Genomic DNA, 24668 nt, shown 5'->3' on the forward strand with positions numbered 1-24668 from the left:
ATAATGTACCGGCTCTGTGATGCTGAATATTCACTGCAGTTTTTTCACCGCATTTTTCACCGAGGTAAGTAGGCATGCCGAAAGGGCTATTTGTGCGCAGTTTTTTTCATCAGATTGCCATTTCCAAACGACTGGTGCCGTCGCTGACTGCCGCGTTATTACTGGGGTTGAGCGGATGTAGCAGTACGCCACCGCAAACCACCGGTAAACCCGCCACAACGCAAACCCAACCGGCAGCACTCAGCGCGAGTAAGTTGTTGCAACTGGCCAATCAGGCGCAATCGCCCGAGCGGGAGAGCCTGGTATTGCAAGCGGCGCAGGTGTACATCGAGAGCGGGAAATTCAATCGCGCCCGCGATTTGCTGGTGGAGATGAATACCGATGCCTTGCCGGATCAAGCCTACATCAAGCACACCGATTTACTCAGCGCCGTGGCCTTGCAGGAAGGCTCCAATTTTCTGGCGCACGGCATTCTAACCAAGCCGCGCCTGGAACAACAATGGCACGCCATGGACCCGGCCACGGAAATCTCCCTGCGCGACAAACGCGCCCAGGTTTTTGCACTGTTGGGAGAACCGCAAAACAGTGTGAATGAACGCATCCAAATCGCGGCCTTGTCCGGTAATAAAAAGCTCTTGCAAGCCAACCAGGATGCTCTGTGGCAAAACCTGATGAGTATTCCGTTTGCCGAATTACAGCAATTATCGCTCAGCGGCATGAGCGACACCGCACGGGGCTGGTACAGCCTGGCGGCAATCAACAAAAATAACCAAATCGATCTGGAGCAACAGCGTGAGCAATTGCAATTGTGGTTGCGCGACTGGCGCCAACATCCCGCCCATAAAAATTTACCCAGCGATTTAAAACTGCTGCAGAGTTTGATTGAGCAGCAGCCGAAACAAATCGCCCTGTTGCTGCCAATGCAGGGCAAACTCGCCGAAGCAGGCGAAGCTGTGCGCGATGGTTTTTTTGCCGCCTATTTCCAGGCGCTGGGCAATGGCCGCCACACGCCGGAAGTTCGCCAATATGACAGCAGTGGCGATGTGCTTGCCGCTTATCAACAAGCCATCGCCGAAGGTGCTGATCTGGTGATTGGCCCGATTGATAAAGAAAAAGTGACCGAGCTGAGCTTGATGCCATCGCTGGAAGTACCGGTGCTATCGCTCAACTACCCGGATACACCACCCGCCCAACCGCTCAAAGGTTTCTACCAATTTGGATTGGCGGTAGAGGACGAGGCGCGGCAAGTGGCGCGGCAGGCATTTTTGGAAGGCCATCGTCAGGCGATGGTGATTATTCCCTCGCAGGAATGGAGTGAACGCAGCGCCCGCGCCTTTACCAATGAGTGGGAGAAGCTTGGCGGTGTAGTGGTGAATCGCAGCCAATTCCAGAGCGGCGCCAACTATTCAACGCTGGTGAAAGATGCCATGCAGATTGAAAGCAGCCTGGTGCGCAATCGCGAAATGCAGGAACTGCTCGGTGTACCGCTGCAAACTTCGCCGCGCAGCCGTAGCGATGTGGATATGATTTTTCTGATTGCCGATCCGGCGCAGGGGCGTCAAATCAAGCCGACCTTCGCCTTTCACTACGCGGGCAATATCCCCGTCTACGCCACCAGCCAGATTTACTCTGGCCAGCCCAACCCCAAAGCGGACCGCGATTTAAACGGTGTGCGCTTCAATACCATGCCCTGGCTATTTGATACCAACAACCCGGAAAAACAAGCCGTGGCGCAACACACCAAGTCCGCTGCCGTTTATGGCCGTTTACACGCCTTGGGTGCCGATGCTTTCCGCTTGTACGCGCGCCTGCCCCAACTGGAACAGGTGCCGGATATGCGCATTTTTGGCGCGACTGGTGCGCTGCATATGCTTGAGGATGGACGTATCGAGCGCGAGCAAATCTGGGTGCGATTCCGCAATGGCGAAGCACAACCCCTGCCGATGGTCATCAACCAAAACGAGCAGCAATATTAAACCGCAACAATTCACCTGAATAATAGGAACTATAAGGATATGCACCGCAACAAGGACGCTGCACCCCCACCTCCAGCAACATCCCAGTCATCCGGCAACCCGCTTATCGACACTATTGCCATAGGCGCTGCCGCCGAAGCACAGGCAGAGGCGTTTTTAATCCAGCAAGGGCTGGTGACTCGCACCCGCAATTACCGCTGCAAGCTGGGTGAAATAGATTTGATCATGCTGCACAAAAAACCGGGGGGCAGCGCAGCAGAGGCCACACTGGTATTTGTCGAGGTGCGGCTGCGCACCAACAAGCGTTTTGCACCGGCAGTGGAGACAGTGGATTATCGCAAACAGCAAAAAATTATTAAGACCGCCATGCGCTTTCTGCAGGAGCAAAAACTTTACGATAAAGTCCGCTGTCGTTTTGATGTGATAGCATTAGACCAAACCGGCACTGCACCCCCTATACAATGGATTCAAAACGCGTTTGGTACCTGATTAACCGCGTGCGAAATGTGCAGTCGCCAGACCATTTTACTGAGCTGCATATTACGCAGCGGGCACAACAAGCTGAATACTATGGATCAACGCGTTATCACCCTCTTTCACGAAAGTATCGAAGCCAAAATGCACGCGGGCGAGCAGCTCGCTCCACTGATTGCCCACGCAAGCCAAGTCATAGTGCACGCTTTGCTTAATGAGAAAAAAGTGCTCACCTGCGGCAATGGTATCTCCGCGGCGCAAGCGCAAATTTTTACTGCCAGCTTGATTAATCGCTTTGAGCAGGAGCGCCCCAGCCTACCCGCCTTGAATATTGGAGCCGATTTCACTACCCAAACCGCAATTGGCAGCGACAGCAACTTCAATGACATCTATGCCAAACAAATTCGCGCCCTCGGCCAACCCGGCGATGTATTACTGCTACTCACCAGCACCGGCAAAGCGAGCAATTTGCTGCAAGCCATCAGTGCCGCACACGATAAATCCATGCACGTCATCGCACTCACTGCCGGCGATGGTGGCGATGTGGCCGCGCTGCTGGATCAGCAGGATATTGAACTTCGTGTGCCCTCTGTGGCCAAACCCCGTATCCACGAAGTGCACCTGCTCAGTTTGTTCTGCCTGTGTGATTTGATCGACCAACAATTGTTTGGAGGTTTCTAATGCGAGTGAGCCGCGCAATCCGCACCGGTTTTTCATCGCTTCTGCCGGTGTTTATGGCGCTATCTTTACTCAGCGGCTGCGCCAAAATTATTCAAGTCACGACCAGTGAACCCATTCAAATCAGCCCCGCCAAGCGCACCTTGGGCACGCGTATTAATGACAGCCAGTTGGAAACCTTTGCGCGTGTCAACCTCAATAAAGCGAGCAAGGCGTTAGAGGATTCGCGCATCAATATCGATAGTTTTAATGGCGTAATCCTGCTGACCGGACAAGTCCCCAGCGAGCAACTGCGCCAATTGGCAGGCTCCACCGTAGGCCAGCTCAACACCGTGCGCCAATTGCACAATGAATTAAGTGTAAGCGAACGCACGCGCTTGCCCACTCACACCAAAGATGCGTGGATCACCACCAAATTAAAAACCAAACTCATCGCCAGCAATATTCAAAGCGGTCGTATCCGCATTATTACCGAATCCCAAAGTGTGTATTTAATGGGATTGGTATCTCGCCATGAAGCTGATCGCGTGACCGAAATGGCGCGCACCACCAACGGCGTCAAACAAGTTGTAAAAGTATTTGAATATATTGATTAGCGCGCTCAACCGCTGCTCGTCGCCTGACCACTGGTATTCTGCAACCATCCTGCTAGTATCTGGGCAACGCGTATTTATGCGACGCCAATACCCTATGCAGACAATAATATTCCCAGACAGAGGAACCTCACTATGATAACTACCGTCATTATTCTTGTGGTGATAGCGGCACTGGTGCTCTACGCGATTGGCATTTACAACAAACTGGTAACACTGAAGAATCGTTTTGAAAATGGTTTTTCACAAATTGCCGTACAACTCAAACGCCGCTATGACTTGATTCCCAACCTTGTGGAAACAGCCAAAGCCTACATTACCCATGAGCGCGAAACGCTGGAAGCCGTGGTAAAAGCGCGCAACCAAGCCATGCAAGGCCTGCAAACTGCCAGCGCAAACCCCGGCAGTCACGCCGCCATTGCTGAATTGGCAGGCGCCGAAGGTGTCCTCGGTGCCGCCATGTCACGCTTGAATGTCGTCATGGAAGCCTACCCGGATCTGAAAGCCTCGCAAAATATGCTGCAGGTTTCAGAGGAACTGACCAGCACAGAAAATAAAATTGCCTTTGCTCGTCAGGCGTTTAACGATGCCGTCACCGAGTACAACACCTACAAACAAACCTTTCCGCCCGTCATTCTTGCCAATGCGTTTGGTCATCGCGAAAACGCCACGCTGTTGGAATTTGAGGACCACGCCGAGATTCAAGCGGCACCCAAGGTGCAATTCTAAGCGGGCGTTAATCGCTCCACAGGTGTGCACCGATGAATTTCTTTGAACATCAGGATCGCGCGCGACGCAAAACCAAACAGTTGGTGGTATTACTGGCACTGGCAGTTGTTGCGCTCATCACCATTACCACGTTTGCAGCGGCGGCATTGGTTTACCTTTCAGGTCATGCTGAGCCGCTAGCCTACGACCAGCGCTATAGTTTTTGGGATGGCGTGCTCCACGCACTGAGCCTGCGTACATTTTTATGGATTGCCTTGGCCGTAACCAGCGTTGTATTACTCGGCAGCCTGTTTCGTTTTATGCAATTGGGCTCAGGTGGCCGCGCAATTGCCGAAGCCATGGGCGGGCGCTTGTTGCTCGGCCAAACCGCAGACCTTGATGAGCGCAAAATTCTCAATGTCGTAGAAGAAATGGCCATCGCATCAGGCACACCAGTCCCTCCCGTCTATTTAATGGAAGACGATGCCATCAATGCCTTTGCCGCCGGACATCGCCCGCAAGATGCGGTGATTGGCATTACCCGCGGCTGCATAAAACAATTGTCGCGCGATGAATTGCAAGGCGTGATCGCCCATGAGTTCAGCCATATTTTTCATGGCGACATGCGTTTGAATATGCGCCTGGTGGCATTGCTCTATGGCATTTTGGTGATTGGCTTGATTGGCGAATTCCTGCTGCGCAGCAGTCGCGCTTCCAGTATGGTGCGCTCCAGCCGCGATAAATCGCCGGGCGGTATTATGTTGGTCGGCCTCGGATTATTAATCATCGGCTATACCGGCACTTTTTTTGGCAATCTCATCAAAGCAGCTGTCAGTCGTCAGCGCGAATTCCTGGCCGACGCTTCCGCCGTACAATTTACTCGCAACCCTGATGGCATCGCCGGCGCGCTAAAGAAAATTGGCGCCAGCAGCCAAGGTTCGACGCTACACAATGAACACGCCGCTGAATTTAGCCATATGTATTTCAGCCAGGGTGTGCGGCTCTTTTTTAATATGATGGCGACACATCCACCTTTAGGTGAACGCATCAAACGTATTCAACCGCGCTGGAACGGAAAATTTGAAACCACCGTCACCGCCGCAACCGCAAACACTAATAAAGGAAGCAAGACTTTTGCCGATGAGACCGCCGGTTTCGCACCGTCGCTTGCGCAAAACAACGCAGCCACTATAAATAGCAGTGAGACATCAAGCGGACTCGATATAGCCAACGGCATTGATATAGACAACACCCTGCAACAAATCGCTCAACCCACTACTGCGCAACTGGACTATGCGCAAGCGTGTTTGACAGAAATCACTCCCGATTTAAAAGTGGCAAGCCAGGATGCCTTTAGTGCACGCGGCATTGTATTTGGGCTGCTGCTTGATGCTCACCCCGAGCAACGCAATCGTCAATTAACATTGTTAAACGAACATTTCACAGCCAGTGAATGGCAAAGCCTCTGCCCGATTATCTACGCCAGTGCAAATACCACTGCCCATTTGCGCCTGCCATTAATTGAACTCAGTATCACGGCACTAAAACAATTATCGGAAATACAGCAACACGCATTTTTGAACTGCCTGAATCTATTGATTAATGCAGACCAAAGAATCAGTCTGATGGAATGGGCGATTTATCGTATCGTGCGTCACAATATTTATCGCGAGCCACAACCAATACGCACACGCTCACTGCAAGATGCCCATGAAGACTGCCAATTATTAATGTCACTGGTTGCTTACTCCGGCGCCCGCCATCAAGCCGCTGCAGAAAGTGCATTTGCGCAAGCGCGCAGCGCGCTGCCCTTCAAGCAATTTACCTTGCTGGCGCGCGAGACTATAAAACTGGATGCCATGGATGCCGCGCTGGAGCGCCTGAATCAACTCAAACCTTTACAAAAACCACAACTCCTCAAGGCCATGAGCATCTGTGTCATGCACGATGGCAAATTACATGCTGCCGAAGCGGAATTATTTCGTGCGCTCGCCGACGGCCTTGATTGTCCGATTCCACCACAACTGCAAGCGATGGCAATTGCTACGCGCTAGCCCATAGCGCTAGTAGACAAGTGTCAAAATCGCAACAAGTTGCACAATCGCGCTACAACATTTGCGGTGTGAGCGGTTATAATGCCGCGCAATTTATCCCGCCAACCAAAGAGGTACTCACCTTGCAACTGGACAACGCATCTGTCGCGCAATTGCGCGAATGGGAAAGCCAACTGACTGAACAATATCAGGCTATTCTCGCCAAAAAACTCAACCTGGATTTAACGCGCGGCAAACCATCTGCCGAACAATTGAATCTGTCGGATGCAATGGATGGTTTGTTGCAAGGCAACTACATCGCGGCCGATGGCACAGACACCCGTAACTACGGCGGCCTCGATGGCCTACCCGAAGCCAAACAACTGGGCGCGAACATCATGGATGTCGATGCAGCCAATGTATTGGTTGGCGGCAATTCAAGTTTGACTCTGATGTTTCAAGTCATGCTGACTGCCTATCAGTTCGGCCTGAAAGATTCCGCCAACGCCTGGAAAAATGAAGGCGACGTAAAATTCCTGTGCCCGGTTCCCGGTTATGATCGCCACTACACAGTGTGCGAGCAGCTCGGCATTAAAATGATTAATGTGCCCATGACCTCCACCGGCCCGGATATGGACGTTGTTGAATCCTTAATCAAAGCCGATTCATCAATCAAAGGCATGTGGTGTGTCCCCAAATACTCCAACCCAACCGGTGTGGTGTACAGCGATGAAACTGTAGAGCGCATTGCCAAACTCGGCCAAATCGCCAGCGCTAATTTCCGTGTATTCTGGGATAACGCCTACTCGGTTCACGACCTCTCGCCCAATGCGCCCAAACTGTCCAGCATTCTTGAAGCGACCCGTCGCCATGGCACTGAAGATTCTGTAGTGCAATTCGCATCCACCTCAAAAATCACCCACGCCGGCTCCGGTGTTGCCTTTGTTGCGGCCAGCGCGGCTAACCTCGCGGGCTTCAAGAAATTCCTCAACAGCTGCACAATTGGCCCGGACAAAGTTAATCAAATTCGCCATACCCGCTTCCTGCCAACCAAAGATGCATTAATGGCACACATGGGCAAGCATGCCGAGTTGCTCAACCCTCGCTTTGATGCAGTATTAACAGCGCTGGGCAAAGCCTTTGATGGCACCGATCTGGGCGCGTGGGAAAAACCGGTTGGCGGCTATTTTGTATCCTTTGATACCCGCAAAGGCTGCGCGAAAGAAACCGTGCGTCTCGCCGCCGAAGCTGGCGTAAAATTAACACCAGCAGGCGCAACCTACCCCTATGGCAAAGATCCGGAAGACCGCAACATCCGTATCGCACCATCAGTACCTACGGTTCCCGAAGTTGTTGGCGCCATGGAAGTGTTCGTCACTTGCGTAAAATTAGCATCCGTTAAACAGCAATTGGCTAGCCTTGCCTAATCAAATTGTTGCCTAACGTCGCATAAAAAAGCCGCTCTCCGAGCGGCTTTTTTATTGCACCTGTGCACAGCGATAACACAAAACATATCACCACATTAAAAACAGACAGTTCTAATAATCAGCGCTTAATTCCAAAAGACTTGGCGCATCATTCAAAAAGCTTCCTATACTCACAGTAACCGGAACTGATCCATCACAAGCAAAGTGAAGTATACAGTTCCATCCATTCACCAATGTTTATTCAATAGATCAAACCAAACACTGTTTAACCCCTTCTCTGTGAGTATCGTTTCAGGAGATATTTTATGGGTGTTGCTGCCACTGTTGAAAACTACTTAAAAACAAAACAAGTCGAATTTACGCTGCTGGAACATGAATATTGCGAGGGTTCATACAATACAGCGCGAGTAGCCAACATTGATGATCACTGCCTGGCAAAAGGTGTCTTATTACGCGACGAAGACTTTCATTACACCCTGTGTGTATTACCCACTCGCAACAAAATTTTGCGCCATACCTTAAACCAGATTTTTGATCGCCACATGGAGCTGGTAGAGGAGGAAGAGCTCAACGAAATATTTCGTGACTGTGCCGAAGGGGCAATTCCCGCACTGGGTGAAGCCTATGGGCTGGATGTTATTTGGGATGAAGAATTACTGGGCGTTGAGGAGATTTATATCGAAGCAGGTGATCATCGCCACCTGATCCGCCTGAAACAACCCGACTTTGTACAATTAATGGAAAATAAACTACGCGACCATTTCAGCGCAGAACGCAATCATCACAGCAAACTTCCAAAAAAATACATCCGTCAGGAGTATGAGCTGTAATAACCAGCCAGTTAACAACAGCGAGAAGAAACCTGCAGACATAAAAAAACCGCTTTGTTGCCAAAGCGGTTTTTTTATTACAGACGCACTGCTTACTTGGATGGAACCAATACTACGCTAGGTGCGTTCGCTTGGCGCGCCGCATCCGCCACGGCAACATAAGTACCAGTATGCGCCTCAAGGCTAGCTTGGATAATCACTGTCGCCTTTGGCAATTCAGCACGCAAACGCTCAATATTAGAACGAATAGCGCGGGTATCCACACGACGCTCACCTTCTTTCTCCATCAACCAGATTTGGTTGTCGGCAGAAATGCGTACCAGAATGTTAGGTTCGGCATTCTCTGGCGGAGGATTGTTGTTTGGCTCCGGTACATTGGGGTTGATACCAATTTCCTTAACGAAGGAGGCGGTAACAATAAAGAAAATCAACATAATGAACACTACGTCGAGCATTGGCGTCAGGTCAATCTCGTTAGTATCATCGCCGGCACGGCCTTTCTTTCTGCGGCTCACTGTGGGTACTCCTCGTGGTGTTATTTGGAACGTTATATTAGGTATAGAGTAAAGCGCCAATTCTAGCAGTTTTGCCGTCGCAAAAACCAACCCTTTTGCGACGGCTTCCCATGAATTTACGCCAAATATTCAGGCTGATGGCAAACAAGGCAGCTCATTTCTTGATCACTCTTGACTTGCGCCTCTGCCATCGCCAAAAGCGTCAAAAAACAGACGCATCATTGATTTCGCCTTTTGTACAAGCAAAGGCTCCAAGTACGGAGGGCAAGTACCGCGAAAAGGCACTCCAAAGCGGCTTTCGCTAGTAACGAATCCCCCCGAATTAGCCACAAAAAATTTCACTATGACAGGGCAATCTGTCACCTGTTGTTATGGACATCCTTTCTTACAGAATTATCCTCATCTAAAAATAAAAAGGAGATAAGTACTCATGCGGTTACACCTGCAAGTACGCAGATGAACATCATCTAAAAAGTCCGGTTCAATTGAGTATATGCCGATAACAAAACCGACTAACGCAGGAAAAATGACTAGTCAAAAAATACAACACTTCTAAACAAAACACCTCATCACACAACCGCTGCAACCGACACACCGTAGGTCACATCAAAAAACACCATTTTTGATCAAGCGCATCTACAGCAATACAAACTGTTTTTTTGGATTGAACGAGATGCGTATACAGCCCAAACTTAAATCTCAACGATGAACACACCGCCGCCGATTCGCGCCATTGTTTCTTCTTGGTGCCGCAACAAAAAACCCACCTTTGGAGTTTGTTCAGCTATATTCAAGCAGCGTTAAGATTTAAAAAGCCAAACGCACCATAAAGATCTCAGCGTAACAATACCTCCTCTCGCCATCGGGTAAACCATCCGGTACGAATACACACCCAGGTACAAATCGCCTGACGAAATAGATTCTTGTTTAGAGTTTTTGATTGACGAACTGGCAACGAATCCAGATAGGCTGCTCGGGTTTTTATACGTATCAATTCGCTTGTCAAATACAAGAAAAAACGACGATTGGATCGCATCGGCAAAAACAACATTTAAAAATTATTGCCGTCGCCACTATGGCAAGACGGTGATGCGGTGTTTCCAATTAACCATGACGCCAAGTCGATCCACGAAAAAACTTTCTGAAAAATTCAGAAAAAGACATTTTTTTACTAAAAATCATCAAAAAAATGCGTTTTTATTGACTATTTAGCGCAAAAAACTTGAATTTTTTTCATAAAGTTTTAACTTATACACGTTGGACTTTTTAATCCATTTATCGACCTTTCGAAAACCATAAAGGAAGCACACCATGGCTGCACGTAAACAAACCGCTGTTAATACTGTTGCAAGTTTGGAACAGCAATTGGCTCAACTGAAAACCCAACTGTCTAAAGCTCGTGCTGCACAAGCAGCTGACGCTGTTAAAGCAGTTGCTGGTTTGGCTAAAGATGCTGCTAAAGCAACTGCTGCTTTGAAAGCTGCTCAATCCAAGTTGACCGCTGCTGCTAAAAAGAAAACTCCAGGCTCAGCAAAACAAGTTGCCGCTGCTAAAGCTGCTGTTGCTGCTGCCAAAAAAGACGCTGCTGCTGCTAAAGCTGCTGTTGTAAGCGCCAAGAAAGAAGCTGCTGCTGCTAAAGCTGCTGCAAAACTTGCTGCTGCTCACGATAAAGCTGTTGCCAAAGCAGAAGCTGCTGTTGCCAAGCGATTGAAAGCTGCTGCCAAGAAGTCTGCAGCAAAAAGCAAAGTTGCCGAGAAGAAAGCGGCTGCTAAAGCTAAATTAGCTGCTAAGAAAGCCGCTGCCAAAGCCAAATTAGCTGCCAAGAAACAAGCCGCTAAAGCGAAAGCTGCTGCCAAGAAAGCTGCTCTGAAGAAAAAAGCTGCTGATAAAAAAGCGGCTGTTAAAGCAAAACTGGCAGCTAAGAAAGCTGCAGCTAAAGCAAAAGCCGCTGCTAAAAAGCCAGTAGCCAAGAAAGCCGTAGCAGCTAAACCTGCTGCAGCGAAAAAAGCGCCTGCTGCAAAAAAACCAGCAGCACCAAAAGCGGCAGCTAAAAAGCCTGCTGCTAAGAAAGCGCCTGCTGCCAAGAAACCAGCTGGTGCAGCACCTGCAAAACGTGGCCGTAAGCCAAAGGCAGCAACTCCTGCTGCGTAATACGCTCACGCACCAATAAAAAAGGCACCTTCGGGTGCCTTTTTTATTGGTGCGATATTCATAATGTTATCAATCTGCCGTCTGATCCTGTTGGGCCATATGGCTAAATACATAAGCGTACATGACCAAACGCTCATCATCAGACTGGTCAGAGAATTCAATACCGTAGCTAACCAGCGCCCCTTCATCGACATTATCAGTAGCATCTACTCGCGAACGAACAATCCCTTTTAATAGTAACAACCGTTTTACCCCACGAATATCAACCTCAGTTTTCAAGGTCAATGAATCGCCCAGTTCTGCAATGTCAGTCCCCAATTCTATCCTGCAACCATTAATACTAATGTCTGAAATAAACCCAGGAGTGGATTGAACATTATCGCCATGTGCAGAGAGAATCTCGACTCGCTCCTGTACCGCTACGCGCGTTGCACTGCGAATCCCTTTGAAGGTAACAGACTCAGGAAAGCTTAAATGCAGAATGGGATAGGGATCCATGGTTTGTGTTTCTACCACGCCAGCGAAGATTCCAATCCCGTTATCGATCATCAGGCGTACGACAATTTTTTGGCCAGCTCTGAATCTCACCAACTTACCGGCAAGTTTGGGGACTGATAGCAATAGCGAGCGCCCGGGTAAGCAGCCAATGAGTCGACAAGAGAAACGTTCCGGTTGCCCGGAAAGAGAGGTGGTTTGCAATTGCAATGGATAGCCGTAGGCTAGTTTCAGGTCTTCGAATTTCATTGCGGCAAGTCACTAATTGTTAGATTGTTATTTTTTTAGTGTAGCAGTGTAAAAAACCTTTGCCTGTTCACTACAGTTTGGCAGCCAGGAAGCTGCCATTATTATTGTTAGTTGTGCTGCTGCAAGGCCTCTGAGGATAAGGCCCCAAACTCTTTGTTCCATTCGATCAGCAGTATCGCCAGCGCTTTCGACTGATCAAAGAGCGATTGAAGCTCCTCGAATGAATCTTTTGGACCGTGGTAGAGTTTGATTTGACGGTGCTTATTGGCTAACTCATGCTGCAAATGTTGGGAGCGATAGACTTCCAACTTCCAACGGAGGTTGTGTGCCATATTGCGGTAATAAATTAATTTGGTTTCGCGCGAAACAGGGCTAATAGCATTGAGCGGGCCAAACACATTGATGTCCAAGGCTAATACTGTCGATTCTTTTGCACTTTGATCCGCAATAATAGTAGCCGTGCGTGGCTGCCCCACTAATTGGGCAAGATCTCCGAACACTTCGCCGGGCGTGACATAATTAACCAAGTCACTTTGTTGCGGCTGATCCACATAGACCGCCAATTTCCCTTTTAACAAAAAATACAGCCAGTTGCTCAGTTCACCTTTCTGCACCACAACCTCGCCCGGTTGGTAGGAGACAACGCGGGAAGCCTGCACCAATAAATCAAACTGTTTGGGATCTTGCTGACGAACTGCTTTAAAAAATGAGATGCCCGAGAGCAGTTGCTCCAGGGTCGCTTTGGGAAATTTATGTATAGGCTTCGTTTCCATCATTGACCTGCGTTACTCTGTTTTTATCATTACTCGCCGATTTCTGGCTGCCAGCTTATATTACCTTTGTACAAAGGGCATCATACTACTGAAAAGTCACAGAACAACGGTAGAGATCTCATTTACGAGGTTCGCTCCTTGCACATTTTTCTATATCATATAAACGCCTTAACAATAACTACGGCAGCAGCTAGTAAAGAATAAATTCACCACAGACAATGAAGTCTCATAAATAGAGAGTAGTCAGACTATGCGCTTTAGCCATTTATTCCGGGCATCGCTCGGTATCCTTCTGGTAACCATGTGTCAATTCGTACGCGCTGAGCCTATGTTAAACGGGGTCGGTGTACATCAAGAGCTCGGTCGCGAAGTGTTTATCGGCGCACTTTTTTCCGAATCGCTCAGCAATGACCCGGGAACGTTGTTGCGCAATTCCCAGCCCATGCGGATGGAACTGAAGATTGTTGCTCCCGAGGGGATTACTGCACGCCGCTTCAGCCGTTTGTGGATCGAAGGCCTGGCCGTAAACAGCAAAGCAGATGAGCTGATGGCTCAGGCGGATAACACAGTTCTTTTTGACAATATGTTCAAAGGGCGCTTGCTGAAAGATGACCATGTGGTAATTGCCAATACCCCCGGTAAAGGTATATCCGTCACGCTCAACAAGGTAGAGCTGGGCAAAATTGAAGATGAAACCTTCTTTTATATGCTGCTTGCGACCTGGATTGGCAATGTCCCGCTTTCGTCCGATTATCGCGATAGCTTGCTGAAGGTCGGTGATGTTGATGCAGGTCTGCGCGGCCGCTTTGCGAGTATTACTCCTGCAGCCAGTCGTACCACCGAGATTGCCGCCTGGAGTAAAGCCGCAGCCATTGAAGCACCGATTGCAGTAGAGACGCCCGCAGCGGCAAAACCGGATGTACCCAAATTGGATGCTCCGACGATTGATAAACCGAAATTGGATATACCACCGCCAGTTGCACGTCAAAGCAGTGCGAGCAAATCCTCTGTCGCCGCAGCAGTTGTTGCCCAGGTAGCATCAAGCTCTGCCGCACCCGCACCTACCGCTGTCGCCGAGGATGATGACGAGGATGGTCCCGCATTGACCGCCCAGACACTGCTGGCACGCCAGTTCTATGTGTCTGATTCGATCAAAAAGATTCGTGCAAAAACCAAATATCCGCAACGCGCGTTGGATCGCAATCAAGCAGGCAACGTTCGCGTTGCAGTTATTGTTGATCGCGATGGCAACCTGATTAGTAGCAACATCATTGAAAGCAGCCAATACGATCTGTTGAACAAAGAAGCCTTGGATGCAATTAAACGTTCAGCGCCTTTCCCCGCATTACCGGAAGCCATCACCGGTACTCGCTTTGAGTTCAGCGTTCCTATGCGTTGGGCTTTGCCTTAATGTCATGACGCCCCAATAAGGAGCGCACAGTAAAAAGCCACCGCAAGGTGGCTTTTTCTTTTAGAGGGAAGCAGAACTCATCAACTCATTATCAACCCAGTTGACGCAAACGCTGTTCAATCACTTTATGAATTCCAGATCGTTCCAAGCCAGAGTGTTCGGTCAAGCGATCCAAGTGAATAGCGTGCAAGTGCAAACAAGGAGTTGAGGCATCCAATTCACGCAAGTCTCCCTTCATTAATACCGGCAATAGGGGTTTATGCGGAGGCAGTTTTTGTCGCACGATATTCAAGCCAACCTGTAAAGGCACGGCCCTGTATTTAACAGTCCCACTACGAAAAGGAATACGCAAAAACAAACAGGGACGGGATTGATAAATACCCGGAATAATTTCCATGCCTGTCGATGTAACAGCCGACTCGGGAATACCATTAAACGTATCATGTGGAGCATAGGGATTAGGCAATATCACTAACTTACGGTCTTCTTCCTTGGGGAAAAAGATATTGTAGTTGGTGTACAGCTGCTCCACCGAGCTGGAGTAAACGCAGAGTTTATTTTCAAAACCCATGACAAAATCAACCGCGCGCTGGCGTTGATTGAAGGCATCCAGATCCCAGATGAGATCCTTATTGTCAGAGGCTGTTATCACAGTAAAACCTGCGGCGAATGAATGGGAGATAATAGTGGTCAACAAAAGACGAGAGTGTGCGAATCAACTCTCGTCTTATTCAAGATCCAATGCTTCAACTTGTTGAAGGATAGCACGCAGTTGCGCCAAACCGGTTTCGCTGAATAAAAATCCTGCTCGCGTATGCCCAAGATATTCCTTTTCATCAATGGCGGCACAGGCATCGCGAATGGGTTCCAACGGTGGACAGTGGCGAAATGAGGTGGATAAAAAAATCGCCCACTCATTTTCGCTGGCCTGCCCGACCAATACTTTTTTCAATAACGCAATGACATCCGCCTGGCCCATGAAGTAGTGCGGTGTTCTCACCCAGAGCAACACCGCGACAACAACAAGGAAAATAAACAGGGTGATGACAAAGGCCATGATGGGGATCAGTGCTCGCGAGTTGCACGGAACACCACATCTGGATGGCGCTCCTGTGTCAGGGATAAATTTACCCGTGAAGGTGCAAGATAGGTCAAGTGACCACCACCATCCAGGGCGAGGTTCTCTGCACATTTGCGTTTAAATTCTTCCAGTTTTTTGGCGTCGTCACAGTCGCACCAGCGCGCGGTAGTAACGCTGACCGGTTCATACATAGCCTCAACTTTGTATTCATCTTTCAGGCGATAAGCTACCACTTCAAATTGCAATACACCTACAGCGCCCACAACAATATCGTTATTGTTGATAGGGAAAAATACCTGGGTCGAACCCTCTTCTGACAACTGTTGCAATCCTTTTTGCAGTTGTTTCATTTTAAGGGGATCTTTCAATCGAATACGGCGAAACAACTCCGGCGCAAAGTGCGGGATACCGGTGAACTTCAGGCTTTCACCTTCGGTAAAGGTATCGCCAATCTGGATAGTGCCGTGATTGTGCAAACCGATAATATCGCCCGCGATCGCCTCGTCAACAGCACTGCGATCACCGGCCATAAAGGTCACTGCATCGGCAATTTTTACATCCTTCCCTAAACGCACATGCTTCATTTTCATGCCTTGTGAATAGGTGCCGGAGCAGATACGCATAAACGCAATGCGGTCGCGGTGCTTGGGGTCCATGTTCGCCTGGATTTTAAAAATAAAACCACTGAACTTTTCCTCAGCGGGCTCGACCAAACGTTCATGGGTTGCACGCGCACGTGGTGTTGGAGCCCATTCCACGAAGCCATCCAGCATTTCACGAACACCAAAATTGCCCAATGCCGTCCCAAAAAAAACAGGCGTCATTCGCCCGGCCAAGTACTCATCCAGATCAAATTGATGGGTCGCACCGCGCACAAACTCAATTTGATCACGAATATCCTGCGCATAACTGCCGAGTAGTTTGGTTGCTTCATCACTATCCAACCCTTTAATTTGGATATCGTCGGGAATGGTGTGCCCCATACCTTGCTGATAAACGTGAATCACATCGGTATAAAAGTTATAAACACCCACAAACTCTTTACCGCTCCCTAAAGGCCAGTTGATAGGCGCCGCAGTAATTTTCAATACATTTTCAATCTCATCCAACAGTTCAACAGCATCACGGCTCTCGCGATCCATTTTGTTAATGAAAGTGAGGATGGGGGTATCGCGCAGGCGGCATACTTCCATCAATTTAATCGTGCGATCTTCGACACCTTTTGCGCCGTCAATCATCATTAACACCGAGTCAACAGCAGTCAGCGTGCGATAGGTATCTTCCGAAAAGTCTTCGTGCCCGGGGGTATCGAGCAGGTTGACGATGCGGTCTTTGTAAGGAAATTGCATGACCGATGAGGTCACCGAAATTCCACGCTCCTGCTCCATGGTCATCCAGTCAGATTTGGCGTGTGGGCCGCGTTTGCCTTTCACCGATCCGGCTAATTGAATGGCATTGCCCCACAGTAATAATTTTTCTGTGACGGTCGTTTTACCGGCATCGGGGTGGGAAATAATGGCAAAGGTACGGCGCTTTGCCAGTTCAGCAGTTAAATTAATCATAGGAATATCGCGTGTTAAAAATAAAGAAAAAAGATGGGGAAATTATAACCTGTTGCGCTGCCTTACGCGCGCTAGGCTTCCGCGAGTCGCGTTTGCTGTTGGATATGCGTTTTGAGCCAGCACCAGGCCCATATACCCAGGGCGAGATTGGCAAATGCAGTGGCAATAAAAATACCGATCATGCCCCACCAATGTTGTCCCAACCAGGCAAGAGGTAAATAAATATAAAAAACTCGCCCCGATGAAATGATCATTGCCGGCCATGGGCGCCCCAACCCGTTGAACGCGGCATTGACTGACATCACCAAACCATAGGCACCATAACTAATGGGGACGATCATAAAATAGATGGCAGTGATACTGACTACCTCGGGGTGATCGCCAAACAGGCGGGCAATTTCAGCTCCGAAAAATCCCAGCAACAAGGCTAAACCCAAACCAAATGCCAGACAAAAAACGGTGAGCACACGCAAGGCTTCATTCAAACGCTCGACTCTGCCTGCCCCATAATTCTGCCCGAAGAATGGCCCGATAACACCGGAGAGCGCATAAAACACAATCAGCGCCAAGGGTTCAATACGCATAGCAATACCCAGTGCGGCTACAGCATCTGTACCGTAGGACGCCACCATCGCCACGACTATCGCGCTGGCGAATGGAATAATCACGTTGGCAAACATGGCCGGCGCACCCACTTCGATAATCGCCTGCCAGGAGTACTTGAGCTTCTGCCAAGGTAAAAATGGGTTGACCAGCATATGCACACGGGCATGCAAAATATAAAGTGCTACCACTAGCATCAAGGCGCGGGTTATCAAGGTGGCGACTGCCGCACCTTGTAGGCCCAATGCAGGAAACCCCAAGAGTCCGAAGATCAGCAGCGGGTCAAGCAGTACATTCAGCAACGCGGCCCCGCCCATCAAATACCCTTGAACCTGGCTCATGCCCATGGCGCGCAACGCCGATAGACACACCATGGGCACCATCAGGCAAGGGGCACTGAAGTACCAAATCGACATATAGGAGCGGATTAGCGGGATTAAATCCGGTGTGGCGCCCAGCGCGAGAAAGAGAGGTTCAAGCGTGATCCATCCCAATAGGCAGACACTGGCGGAGATAATAAAGGTAAGACTCATGGCATCGGTTGCCAGACGCCGCGCCTTGTGGGAATCACCCTCGCCAATCGCCCTGGCGACGGCAGATGATGTGCCGGCGCCCAGACCTATACCCAAGCTGGTCAGCACCATAATGACCGGAAACGTAAAACTGAGGGCGGCTAGAGGTTCGCGACCTAACTGCGCAATGAAGAAGGTTTCTATGGCATTGAGCGACATGGTCGCCATCAGCCCCCACACCAAAGGCAACGCCAAACTTTTTAACTGTTCGGAGACTCGCCCTTCGGTGAGGGTTGCCTGCAGGGGTGCTGCCATAAACTCTGCCAATCTACTGAGCAAAAACGGACGCGCAGTATACACCAGTCTCCCACCGGCCCCGCGTTCAGGGTTGTTAAAGCTGCGACAAAGTGTCGCAACCGGTTAATGGACAATCGGTTATTGCTGCCTGTAGGGCTATAATCGCCACACACGCGTCAGGCCGCCAGTGATATCCCCATGAACTCAAGCAACACTACCGCCCTAGTGGATAATACGAACAATAGAGCCCCATTTACCCTTGCCGACCACGGTCAACACCTTGGTTATTGGGTAATTATTCGTACGCTGGTGCTAATATTTTTGGGCATAGCTGCCCTGTTTTGCCTGTGGCAGGATGCGATCAATCTTCCATTCAATGAGATATTGATTGCGCTGGTGATATTAACCACGGTAAATCTGCTGACTTTTTCGCGCTTGCGCCAACAATTGCCCGTCACCGATGTGGAATTTTTTATCCAGTTACTCATCGACCTCGCGTGCTTGAGCGCCGTTTTTTATTTTAGTGGCGGCGCCAATAATCCATTTGTGTCTTATTTTTTAGTCCCGATTTGTATTTCTGCAGCGACATTAAGTAGCCGCTATACCCTAAGCATCACAACACTCAGCATCATCAGTTATTCGGTGTTGTTATTTTTTAATATCCCCTTGCCCGCACTGGCACCACACCAACATCACGGTGAAAACACCTTGAACTTGCACGTACTGGGTATGTGGTTGAATTTTTTTATCAGTGCCGGACTCATCACTTATTTCGTTGTAAAAATGGCGCGCGACCTGCGCCAACAAGAAGCGCGCTTGAATCGCTGGCGAGAAGATCAATTGCGCGATGAACAAGTCATGGCAGTAGCAACGCTGGCAGCAGGGACTGCACATGAGTTGGGAACACCCTTATCCAGCATGAAACTTCTGCTCAATGAGCTGCGCGACGAATACCACAGCAATGCGGCATTGCAAAAAGATTTAACACTGCTGCAAGATCAAGTTGCGCACTGCTCAACCATTTTGCGCAATTTAATTGCAACTGCCGAACAGACAAAAGACGGCCAAACCGCAAAAGAACCCATTGATAGCTATTGCAAAACATTACTGGAAAACTGGCAGCTTATGCGCCCGGATGTTGTTGCACAGATTCATCTGGCGAGCAGCAATGTTGCCATTGAGTGTCAATTTCATCCTACTATTGCACAGGCCATTCTGAACTTACTGAATAACGCCGCTGATGCAAGCCCCGCGCAGATCCAGATTGATATCCGCTGGGATACACAACAGCTCTATTGGACTATTACCGATGAGGGACCAGGCATCACCGAAGAAATCCAGTCTCGACTGGGGAAAACTTTTGTATCGACAAAAAATAAAGGGATGGGAATAGGATTGCTCCTGACACAAGCAACCATTAATCGTTACGGCGGTGAAGTGCGTTTATATAATCGCGCAGTGCGTGGCGCAATTACCGAACTGGTACTTCCTCTTAAACCGCCATCTGTTACGAGCAACCACAATGAATAGCCGGGACTTTCTCATAGTTGATGATGACATCACCTTCACCAGCTTACTGACGCGCGCCTTGGGGCGCCGTAATTTTTCGTGCGAAGCCGCCAACACCAGTGCCGATGCATTGCAGTTATTGGAAAAATTTTATTTTGCTCGTGCGATTGTCGATTTGAAACTGGGCGCTGATTCAGGCCTGCAATTCATCCGTGAACTTAAATTACGCCAACCGGATGTGGTGATAGTGATGCTCACGGGCTATTCAAGTATTTCGACAGCGGTAGAAGCCGTCAAACTCGGCGCAACCAATTACCTGTGCAAACCCGCCGATGCAAATGAAATACTGGCAGCATTTGATACAGAAGATTCACCATTTACTGCCGAAATAGACTACTCGCCCATTTCCGTTGATCGTCTGGAGTGGGAACATATTCAACGTGTGCTGCAAGAAAATGCAGGAAATATTTCGGCAACGGCGCGTGCCTTGGGGATGCATCGCCGTACCTTGCAACGCAAATTACAAAAACGCCCGGTAAAACATTAAAGTTGACGCGCCATCAACAAGGCATCTTCATGCCCATTAACAGTGGGATAATAATTTTTGCGATTGCCCAGCTCAAAAAAACCCGCTTTGGAATAAAGTTCAATCGCCTTTTGATTAGATACTCTCACCTCAAGGAAAAGCATATCGGCCTTGCCTGCAACACACTGCGTTGCATACTCCAATAAACATTGTCCAATCCCTTTACGCTGAAAAGTAGGTGCTACAGCCAGATTCAATAATTCCGCATCACCGCCACCGTGAGTAATAACAACATAACCCACCAGGGTATTTTTAGCTTCGGCTAACCAGCATTTTTGCCGGCCCTTTAAGCAATCTTCAAAGCTGGATTGGCGCCAAGGATGTGAGTGAGCACTGCGCTCCAGTTGCATGACTGCCGGAATATCCTCGGCGGTAATTTCACGCAAATGCAGTTCAAGGCCAGTGTAAGTAACAAAGCGGGGAGAATCACTCATGAAATAATCTATTTAACACTCGCCCACAATCGGGCTTTAAGAAGGGGGTTCTGCAATAAATCCACCAAACTAGGCAGAACAACCGCACGCAGTAAATTCACACCAGCGCCAGAGAGATTCAAGGAGTGCTCTTGCCAGCAGGCATCTGCAGGTTTTATATCTGCACTCAATAAATAACGCGCAGCGTTATCTCCCATTAACCACAGTCGATCAATGGGGCGCAATTCATTTTCCACCGCAAGCCACGTCTGCAATTCATTGCGCGCGTCATCTGCTGTACGTGAAACAAACCGATTTTCAATCATCGGCCAACGCATCACCTCTTCGCGCAAATCAGGCTTAATCGCTGGCAGAAATGAGCGCAACACATTATTCAATAGCAATTCTGTCGGTAAGGCCAAACTTGAATTACGGGAGTCAACAATCAAAAAACCAGGTACAGGGCGCCATAAACTCAATGCAAATGGCTCTACAATCGGTGCTTTTTTCGTCTCAAGTTGCTCAAGAATACTTGCCGCATTCACCGGGACGGGCGATTTTTTAGCAGGCACTACATCAGCAAGAATATCGTTTGCCACTGAATTACGTGTGGTATTTGCCTGTGATGTCACTTCTGCTGCGACAACAGGAATTGGTGGCAACTTATCTTGCTGTGATGGAGCTTCGTGTAGCTCTGCAAATACAGGTAATTCGCAAACAGATGATGGCGGTGCAAACGGCAATATCATCCTTGGCATATAGTTCTCTATACCAAGGGCGGATAGATAGGCTTGCCGTTGCAGCTCATGCACCATTGTTGCTAAATTCCATCATGTTGGGGATGTGATTTCGCACCGCGCGATGCAAGTAAATTCAACGCATGCACATAGGCCTTAACCGAGGCAGTTACTATATCTGTATCAGCTCCTACACCATTCACAATCTGCCCCTTATGCTCCAGCCGAACGGTTACTTCACCTTGAGAATCTGTGCCTTGAGTAATCGCATTAACGGAGTAGAGCTGCAATACAGCACCGCTATTTGCCACACTCTCAATCGCTTTAAAAGCGGCGTCAACTGGACCAGAACCGGAAGATGCTGCTGACACACTTTTACCACTCACTTTTAATTGCAAGGATGCTTGAGGGCTTTGCCCTGTTTTGCAATGAACTTCTATAGCCTCAAACTCATAAACATCAATTAATTGATGGGCCTGGCTATCACTCACTAGTGCTTGCAGATCTTCATCAAAAATTTCATGCTTTTTATCCGCCAAATCTTTAAATTTTGCAAACGCAGCATTCAAGGCCTCATTGTCTGCAAAGCTAATGCCCAAGGCTTCAAGTCGGGCTTTTACAGCAGCGCGCCCTGAATGTTTCCCCAAAACCAACTTATTGGTATTCCAACCTACATCTTCAGCACGCATAATTTCGTAGGTTTCACGATGTTTTAAAATACCATCCTGATGAATACCAGACTCATGTGCAAACGCATTAGCACCTACAATTGCCTTATTTGGCTGCACCGGAAACCCGGTGATGGTTGAAACCAAGCGCGAAGTGGGCACTATATGACGAGAGTCAATATGCGTTTCCACCGGCATTAAATCCTTGCGTGTTCTCACGGCCATCACAATTTCTTCAAGTGCAGCATTACCTGCCCGCTCCCCCAAGCCATTAATCGTACACTCAACTTGACGGGCACCGTGCATAACCGCAGACAAGGAATTGGCAACAGCTAATCCCAAATCATTGTGACAATGAGTAGAAAAAATAGCTTTATCAGAATTGGGAACAGCTTCAATCAAACGACGAAAAAGCAATCCATACTCACCTGGCTCGCCGTAACCCACCGTATCAGGCAGGTTAATTGTTTTAGCTCCGGCATTGATCACCGCTTCAATAATGCGGCACATAAATTCAAATTCCGAACGACTCGCATCCTCTAACGAAAACTCAACATCGTCCGTAAATTGCCTCGCCAGTTTTATGGCAGATACAGCCTGCTCCAGTACTTTTGGCGGCTCCATCTGCAACTTATATTTCATATGGATGGGAGAAGTAGCAATAAACGTATGAATCCGCCCGGAATTAGCTGGTTTAATAGCTTCAGCAGCTCTTTCAATATCACCCCGGACCGCACGCGCCAAACTGCACACAGTAGAATCTTTAATGACTTCGGCAACCGCGCGTACAGACTCAAAATCGCCAGGGCTGGCGATGGCAAAGCCCGCCTCAATCACATCAACTCGCATTTTTTCGAGCATTTTTGCGATGCGCACTTTTTCGTCCCGAGTCATGGAGGCGCCGGGACTTTGTTCACCATCGCGTAATGTAGTATCAAAAATAACCAATCTGTCTTTGATGCTCATAAAAAATGCTCTTAAAAATATCGGCTAATTATACGCCAAGTATAAAAAATAATACGGGTGGGAATTGCGGAATCCTGGCAGTTACGCGATTCAAAAACTCGCGAGTAAAAAAAACGCCCTGTAGAGTATCTACAGGGCGTTTATATTTAAGAGCTTGACGATGACCTACTCTCACATGGGGAGACCCCACACTACCATCGGCGCTAAGTCGTTTCACTTCTGAGTTCGGAATGGGATCAGGTGGTTCCAACTTGCTATGGTCGTCAAGCAATTCTGCATGAGTTCGAAGGTCTTAAGACATCTAGTATGTCGGCCTTGATTGACTCAAATAGGGCGGTGGAACGTAAAGTGTTGCTGTGTGTATTGTTTGGATGCTTGCATATCGTACAAGTCCGGATAAATCGTAAACCGTCTAACAGTCGATTCTGTTATATGGTCAAGCCGCACGAGCAATTAGTATCAGTTAGCTCAACGCCTCGCAGCGCTTCCACACCTGACCTATCAACGTCGTAGTCTTCAACGGCTCTTTAGGGGGCTTAAAGCCCCAGGGAGATCTAGTCTTGAAGGAGGCTTCCCGCTTAGATGCTTTCAGCGGTTATCCCGTCCGAACATAGCTACCGGGCAGTGCCATTGGCATGACAACCCGAACACCAGAGGTTCGTTCATTCCGGTCCTCTCGTACTAGGAACAACTCTTCTCAAATCTCCAACGCCCACGGCAGATAGGGACCGAACTGTCTCACGACGTTCTAAACCCAGCTCGCGTACCACTTTAAATGGCGAACAGCCATACCCTTGGGACCGGCTTCAGCCCCAGGATGTGATGAGCCGACATCGAGGTGCCAAACACCGCCGTCGATGTGAACTCTTGGGCGGTATCAGCCTGTTATCCCCGGAGTACCTTTTATCCGTTGAGCGATGGCCCTTCCATACAGAACCACCGGATCACTAAGACCTACTTTCGTACCTGCTCGACATGTCTGTCTCGCAGTCAAGCGTGCTTTTGCCTTTACACTAACCTCATGATTTCCGACCATGATTAGCACACCTTCGTGCTCCTCCGTTACTCTTTGGGAGGAGACCGCCCCAGTCAAACTACCCACCATACACTGTCCGTAACCCCGATAAGGGGCCGACGTTAGAACCTCAAACATACCAGGGTGGTATTTCAAGGACGGCTCCATCGAAACTAGCGTCTCGACTTCAAAGCCTCCCACCTATCCTACACAGATAGGTTCAAAGTTCAGTGCAAAGCTATAGTAAAGGTTCACGGGGTCTTTCCGTCTAGCCGCGGGAACACGGCATCTTAACCGCGATTTCAATTTCACTGAGTCTCGGGTGGAGACAGCGCCCCCATCATTACGCCATTCGTGCAGGTCGGAACTTACCCGACAAGGAATTTCGCTACCTTAGGACCGTTAT

General features: G+C 48.9%; 22 protein-coding genes and 2 rRNA genes (1 of these 24 running past the window's edge). 12 read left to right on the forward strand and 12 right to left on the reverse strand.

Features of this window, described 5'->3' with window-relative positions:
* Positions 1-74: 74 nt before the first annotated feature.
* The 8 genes from B0D95_RS10830 to B0D95_RS10865 all read left to right on the forward strand — a co-directional run bounded on the left by B0D95_RS10830 (position 75) and on the right by B0D95_RS10865 (position 8719).
* Positions 75-1976 (forward strand): penicillin-binding protein activator, encoded by a 1902-nt coding sequence (locus tag B0D95_RS10830; RefSeq protein WP_246841578.1) that lies wholly within the window; start codon positions 75-77, stop codon positions 1974-1976.
* 39 nt (positions 1977-2015) lie between these two features.
* Positions 2016-2465, forward strand: a complete 450-nt coding sequence (locus B0D95_RS10835) for a YraN family protein (protein ID WP_078043914.1) — start codon at positions 2016-2018, stop codon at positions 2463-2465.
* An 81-nt stretch (positions 2466-2546) separates the two neighbouring features.
* The gene (locus B0D95_RS10840) at positions 2547-3131 is read left to right on the forward strand and encodes an SIS domain-containing protein (RefSeq protein ID WP_078045720.1); all 585 of its coding nucleotides are present in this window, start codon (positions 2547-2549) and stop codon (positions 3129-3131) included.
* On the forward strand, positions 3131-3724 hold the full coding sequence (locus B0D95_RS10845; RefSeq protein WP_078043915.1) for a BON domain-containing protein: 594 nt from the start codon (positions 3131-3133) through the stop codon (positions 3722-3724). Before B0D95_RS10840 ends, B0D95_RS10845 begins: the two co-directional genes overlap by 1 nt.
* A gap of 132 nt (positions 3725-3856) precedes the next feature.
* Entirely contained in the window at positions 3857-4450 is a 594-nt protein-coding gene (locus B0D95_RS10850) for a LemA family protein (RefSeq protein ID WP_078043916.1), read from the forward strand.
* Between the two features lie 32 nt (positions 4451-4482).
* The gene (locus tag B0D95_RS10855; protein ID WP_078043917.1) at positions 4483-6483 is read left to right on the forward strand and encodes a M48 family metallopeptidase; all 2001 of its coding nucleotides are present in this window, start codon (positions 4483-4485) and stop codon (positions 6481-6483) included.
* A gap of 122 nt (positions 6484-6605) precedes the next feature.
* On the forward strand, positions 6606-7889 hold the full coding sequence (locus B0D95_RS10860; RefSeq protein ID WP_078045721.1) for an aminotransferase class I/II-fold pyridoxal phosphate-dependent enzyme: 1284 nt from the start codon (positions 6606-6608) through the stop codon (positions 7887-7889).
* A gap of 305 nt (positions 7890-8194) precedes the next feature.
* On the forward strand, positions 8195-8719 hold the full coding sequence (locus B0D95_RS10865) for an aminoacyl-tRNA deacylase (RefSeq protein WP_078043918.1): 525 nt from the start codon (positions 8195-8197) through the stop codon (positions 8717-8719).
* Between the two features lie 92 nt (positions 8720-8811).
* Here B0D95_RS10865 and B0D95_RS10870 read toward each other — a convergent pair whose 3' ends face one another.
* Positions 8812-9234, reverse strand: coding sequence for a biopolymer transporter ExbD (locus B0D95_RS10870; protein WP_078043919.1), 423 nt, complete (start codon positions 9232-9234; stop codon positions 8812-8814).
* A 1311-nt stretch (positions 9235-10545) separates the two neighbouring features.
* Here B0D95_RS10870 and B0D95_RS10875 point away from each other — a divergent pair.
* Complete coding sequence (locus tag B0D95_RS10875) at positions 10546-11385, forward strand: hypothetical protein (protein WP_078043920.1); 840 nt, start codon at positions 10546-10548, stop codon at positions 11383-11385.
* Between the two features lie 69 nt (positions 11386-11454).
* On the opposite strand, the gene B0D95_RS10880 is transcribed toward B0D95_RS10875, so the two are convergent.
* Both B0D95_RS10880 and B0D95_RS10885 read right to left on the reverse strand, forming a co-directional pair.
* Entirely contained in the window at positions 11455-12129 is a 675-nt protein-coding gene (locus B0D95_RS10880) for a flagellar brake protein (protein WP_078043921.1), read from the reverse strand.
* Positions 12130-12236: 107 nt separating this feature from the next.
* On the reverse strand, positions 12237-12905 hold the full coding sequence (locus B0D95_RS10885; RefSeq protein WP_246841579.1) for a cyclic nucleotide-binding domain-containing protein: 669 nt from the start codon (positions 12903-12905) through the stop codon (positions 12237-12239).
* Between the two features lie 325 nt (positions 12906-13230).
* On the opposite strand from B0D95_RS10885, the gene B0D95_RS10890 reads away from it, so the two are divergent.
* Entirely contained in the window at positions 13231-14313 is a 1083-nt protein-coding gene (locus B0D95_RS10890) for a TonB family protein (RefSeq protein WP_168172437.1), read from the forward strand.
* A gap of 91 nt (positions 14314-14404) precedes the next feature.
* Here the strand turns inward: B0D95_RS10890 and B0D95_RS10895 are convergent, their stop codons facing one another.
* The 4 genes from B0D95_RS10895 to B0D95_RS10910 form a co-directional block, all read right to left on the reverse strand.
* Positions 14405-14965 carry a hypothetical protein gene (locus tag B0D95_RS10895; protein ID WP_094986217.1) on the reverse strand — a complete coding sequence of 187 codons (561 nt, stop codon included), beginning with the start codon at positions 14963-14965 and terminating at the stop codon, positions 14405-14407.
* A 75-nt stretch (positions 14966-15040) separates the two neighbouring features.
* Positions 15041-15370, reverse strand: coding sequence for a hypothetical protein (locus B0D95_RS10900; RefSeq protein ID WP_246841580.1), 330 nt, complete (start codon positions 15368-15370; stop codon positions 15041-15043).
* Positions 15371-15378: 8 nt separating this feature from the next.
* Positions 15379-16956 (reverse strand): peptide chain release factor 3, encoded by a 1578-nt coding sequence (locus B0D95_RS10905; RefSeq protein WP_078043923.1) that lies wholly within the window; start codon positions 16954-16956, stop codon positions 15379-15381.
* 71 nt (positions 16957-17027) lie between these two features.
* Positions 17028-18386 carry an MATE family efflux transporter gene (locus tag B0D95_RS10910; RefSeq protein ID WP_078045725.1) on the reverse strand — a complete coding sequence of 453 codons (1359 nt, stop codon included), beginning with the start codon at positions 18384-18386 and terminating at the stop codon, positions 17028-17030.
* Positions 18387-18566: 180 nt separating this feature from the next.
* Here B0D95_RS10910 and B0D95_RS10915 point away from each other — a divergent pair, with 180 nt between their 5' ends.
* Both B0D95_RS10915 and B0D95_RS10920 read left to right on the forward strand, forming a co-directional pair.
* Positions 18567-19898, forward strand: coding sequence for an ATP-binding protein (locus B0D95_RS10915; protein WP_078043924.1), 1332 nt, complete (start codon positions 18567-18569; stop codon positions 19896-19898).
* A complete protein-coding gene (locus B0D95_RS10920) occupies positions 19891-20424 on the forward strand; it encodes a response regulator transcription factor (protein WP_078043925.1) in 534 nt (177 codons plus the stop codon). Before B0D95_RS10915 ends, B0D95_RS10920 begins: the two co-directional genes overlap by 8 nt.
* On the opposite strand, the gene rimI is transcribed toward B0D95_RS10920, so the two are convergent.
* From rimI to B0D95_RS10945, 5 genes are all read right to left on the reverse strand, one after another.
* Entirely contained in the window at positions 20421-20897 is a 477-nt protein-coding gene (rimI, locus tag B0D95_RS10925; RefSeq protein WP_078043926.1) for a ribosomal protein S18-alanine N-acetyltransferase, read from the reverse strand. The two genes, B0D95_RS10920 and rimI, sit on opposite strands and share 4 nt — an antisense overlap.
* 8 nt (positions 20898-20905) lie before the next feature.
* On the reverse strand, positions 20906-21634 hold the full coding sequence (locus B0D95_RS10930) for a hypothetical protein (protein ID WP_149867900.1): 729 nt from the start codon (positions 21632-21634) through the stop codon (positions 20906-20908).
* Between the two features lie 62 nt (positions 21635-21696).
* Entirely contained in the window at positions 21697-23247 is a 1551-nt protein-coding gene (locus B0D95_RS10935; protein ID WP_078043928.1) for a 2-isopropylmalate synthase, read from the reverse strand.
* Between the two features lie 152 nt (positions 23248-23399).
* Positions 23400-23515: ribosomal RNA gene (gene rrf, locus B0D95_RS10940) — 5S ribosomal RNA — on the reverse strand.
* Between the two features lie 164 nt (positions 23516-23679).
* Positions 23680-24668, reverse strand: a 23S ribosomal RNA gene (locus B0D95_RS10945); it runs 1899 nt beyond the window's last position.

This window comes from Cellvibrio sp. PSBB023 (assembly GCF_002007605.1).
Taxonomy (GTDB): domain Bacteria; phylum Pseudomonadota; class Gammaproteobacteria; order Pseudomonadales; family Cellvibrionaceae; genus Cellvibrio.

Bases quoted from the DNA above. Each gene is read 5' to 3' on its own strand.
- B0D95_RS10875 (WP_078043920.1), top strand. From the start codon at position 10,546: ATGGCTGCACGTAAACAAACCGCTGTTAATACTGTTGCAAGTTTGGAA.
- B0D95_RS10930 (WP_149867900.1), bottom strand. From the start codon at position 21,634: ATGCCAAGGATGATATTGCCGTTTGCACCGCCATCATCTGTTTGCGAA.
- B0D95_RS10915 (WP_078043924.1), top strand. From the start codon at position 18,567: ATGAACTCAAGCAACACTACCGCCCTAGTGGATAATACGAACAATAGA.
- B0D95_RS10830 (WP_246841578.1), top strand. From the start codon at position 75: ATGCCGAAAGGGCTATTTGTGCGCAGTTTTTTTCATCAGATTGCCATT.
- B0D95_RS10905 (WP_078043923.1), bottom strand. From the start codon at position 16,956: ATGATTAATTTAACTGCTGAACTGGCAAAGCGCCGTACCTTTGCCATT.
- B0D95_RS10910 (WP_078045725.1), bottom strand. From the start codon at position 18,386: ATGGCAGCACCCCTGCAGGCAACCCTCACCGAAGGGCGAGTCTCCGAA.
- B0D95_RS10900 (WP_246841580.1), bottom strand. From the start codon at position 15,370: ATGGCCTTTGTCATCACCCTGTTTATTTTCCTTGTTGTTGTCGCGGTG.
- B0D95_RS10845 (WP_078043915.1), top strand. From the start codon at position 3,131: ATGCGAGTGAGCCGCGCAATCCGCACCGGTTTTTCATCGCTTCTGCCG.
- B0D95_RS10885 (WP_246841579.1), bottom strand. From the start codon at position 12,905: ATGATGGAAACGAAGCCTATACATAAATTTCCCAAAGCGACCCTGGAG.
- B0D95_RS10840 (WP_078045720.1), top strand. From the start codon at position 2,547: ATGGATCAACGCGTTATCACCCTCTTTCACGAAAGTATCGAAGCCAAA.
- rimI (WP_078043926.1), bottom strand. From the start codon at position 20,897: ATGAGTGATTCTCCCCGCTTTGTTACTTACACTGGCCTTGAACTGCAT.
- B0D95_RS10855 (WP_078043917.1), top strand. From the start codon at position 4,483: ATGAATTTCTTTGAACATCAGGATCGCGCGCGACGCAAAACCAAACAG.
- B0D95_RS10880 (WP_078043921.1), bottom strand. From the start codon at position 12,129: ATGAAATTCGAAGACCTGAAACTAGCCTACGGCTATCCATTGCAATTG.
- B0D95_RS10890 (WP_168172437.1), top strand. From the start codon at position 13,231: ATGTTAAACGGGGTCGGTGTACATCAAGAGCTCGGTCGCGAAGTGTTT.
- B0D95_RS10865 (WP_078043918.1), top strand. From the start codon at position 8,195: ATGGGTGTTGCTGCCACTGTTGAAAACTACTTAAAAACAAAACAAGTC.
- B0D95_RS10850 (WP_078043916.1), top strand. From the start codon at position 3,857: ATGATAACTACCGTCATTATTCTTGTGGTGATAGCGGCACTGGTGCTC.
- B0D95_RS10920 (WP_078043925.1), top strand. From the start codon at position 19,891: ATGAATAGCCGGGACTTTCTCATAGTTGATGATGACATCACCTTCACC.
- B0D95_RS10835 (WP_078043914.1), top strand. From the start codon at position 2,016: ATGCACCGCAACAAGGACGCTGCACCCCCACCTCCAGCAACATCCCAG.
- B0D95_RS10935 (WP_078043928.1), bottom strand. From the start codon at position 23,247: ATGAGCATCAAAGACAGATTGGTTATTTTTGATACTACATTACGCGAT.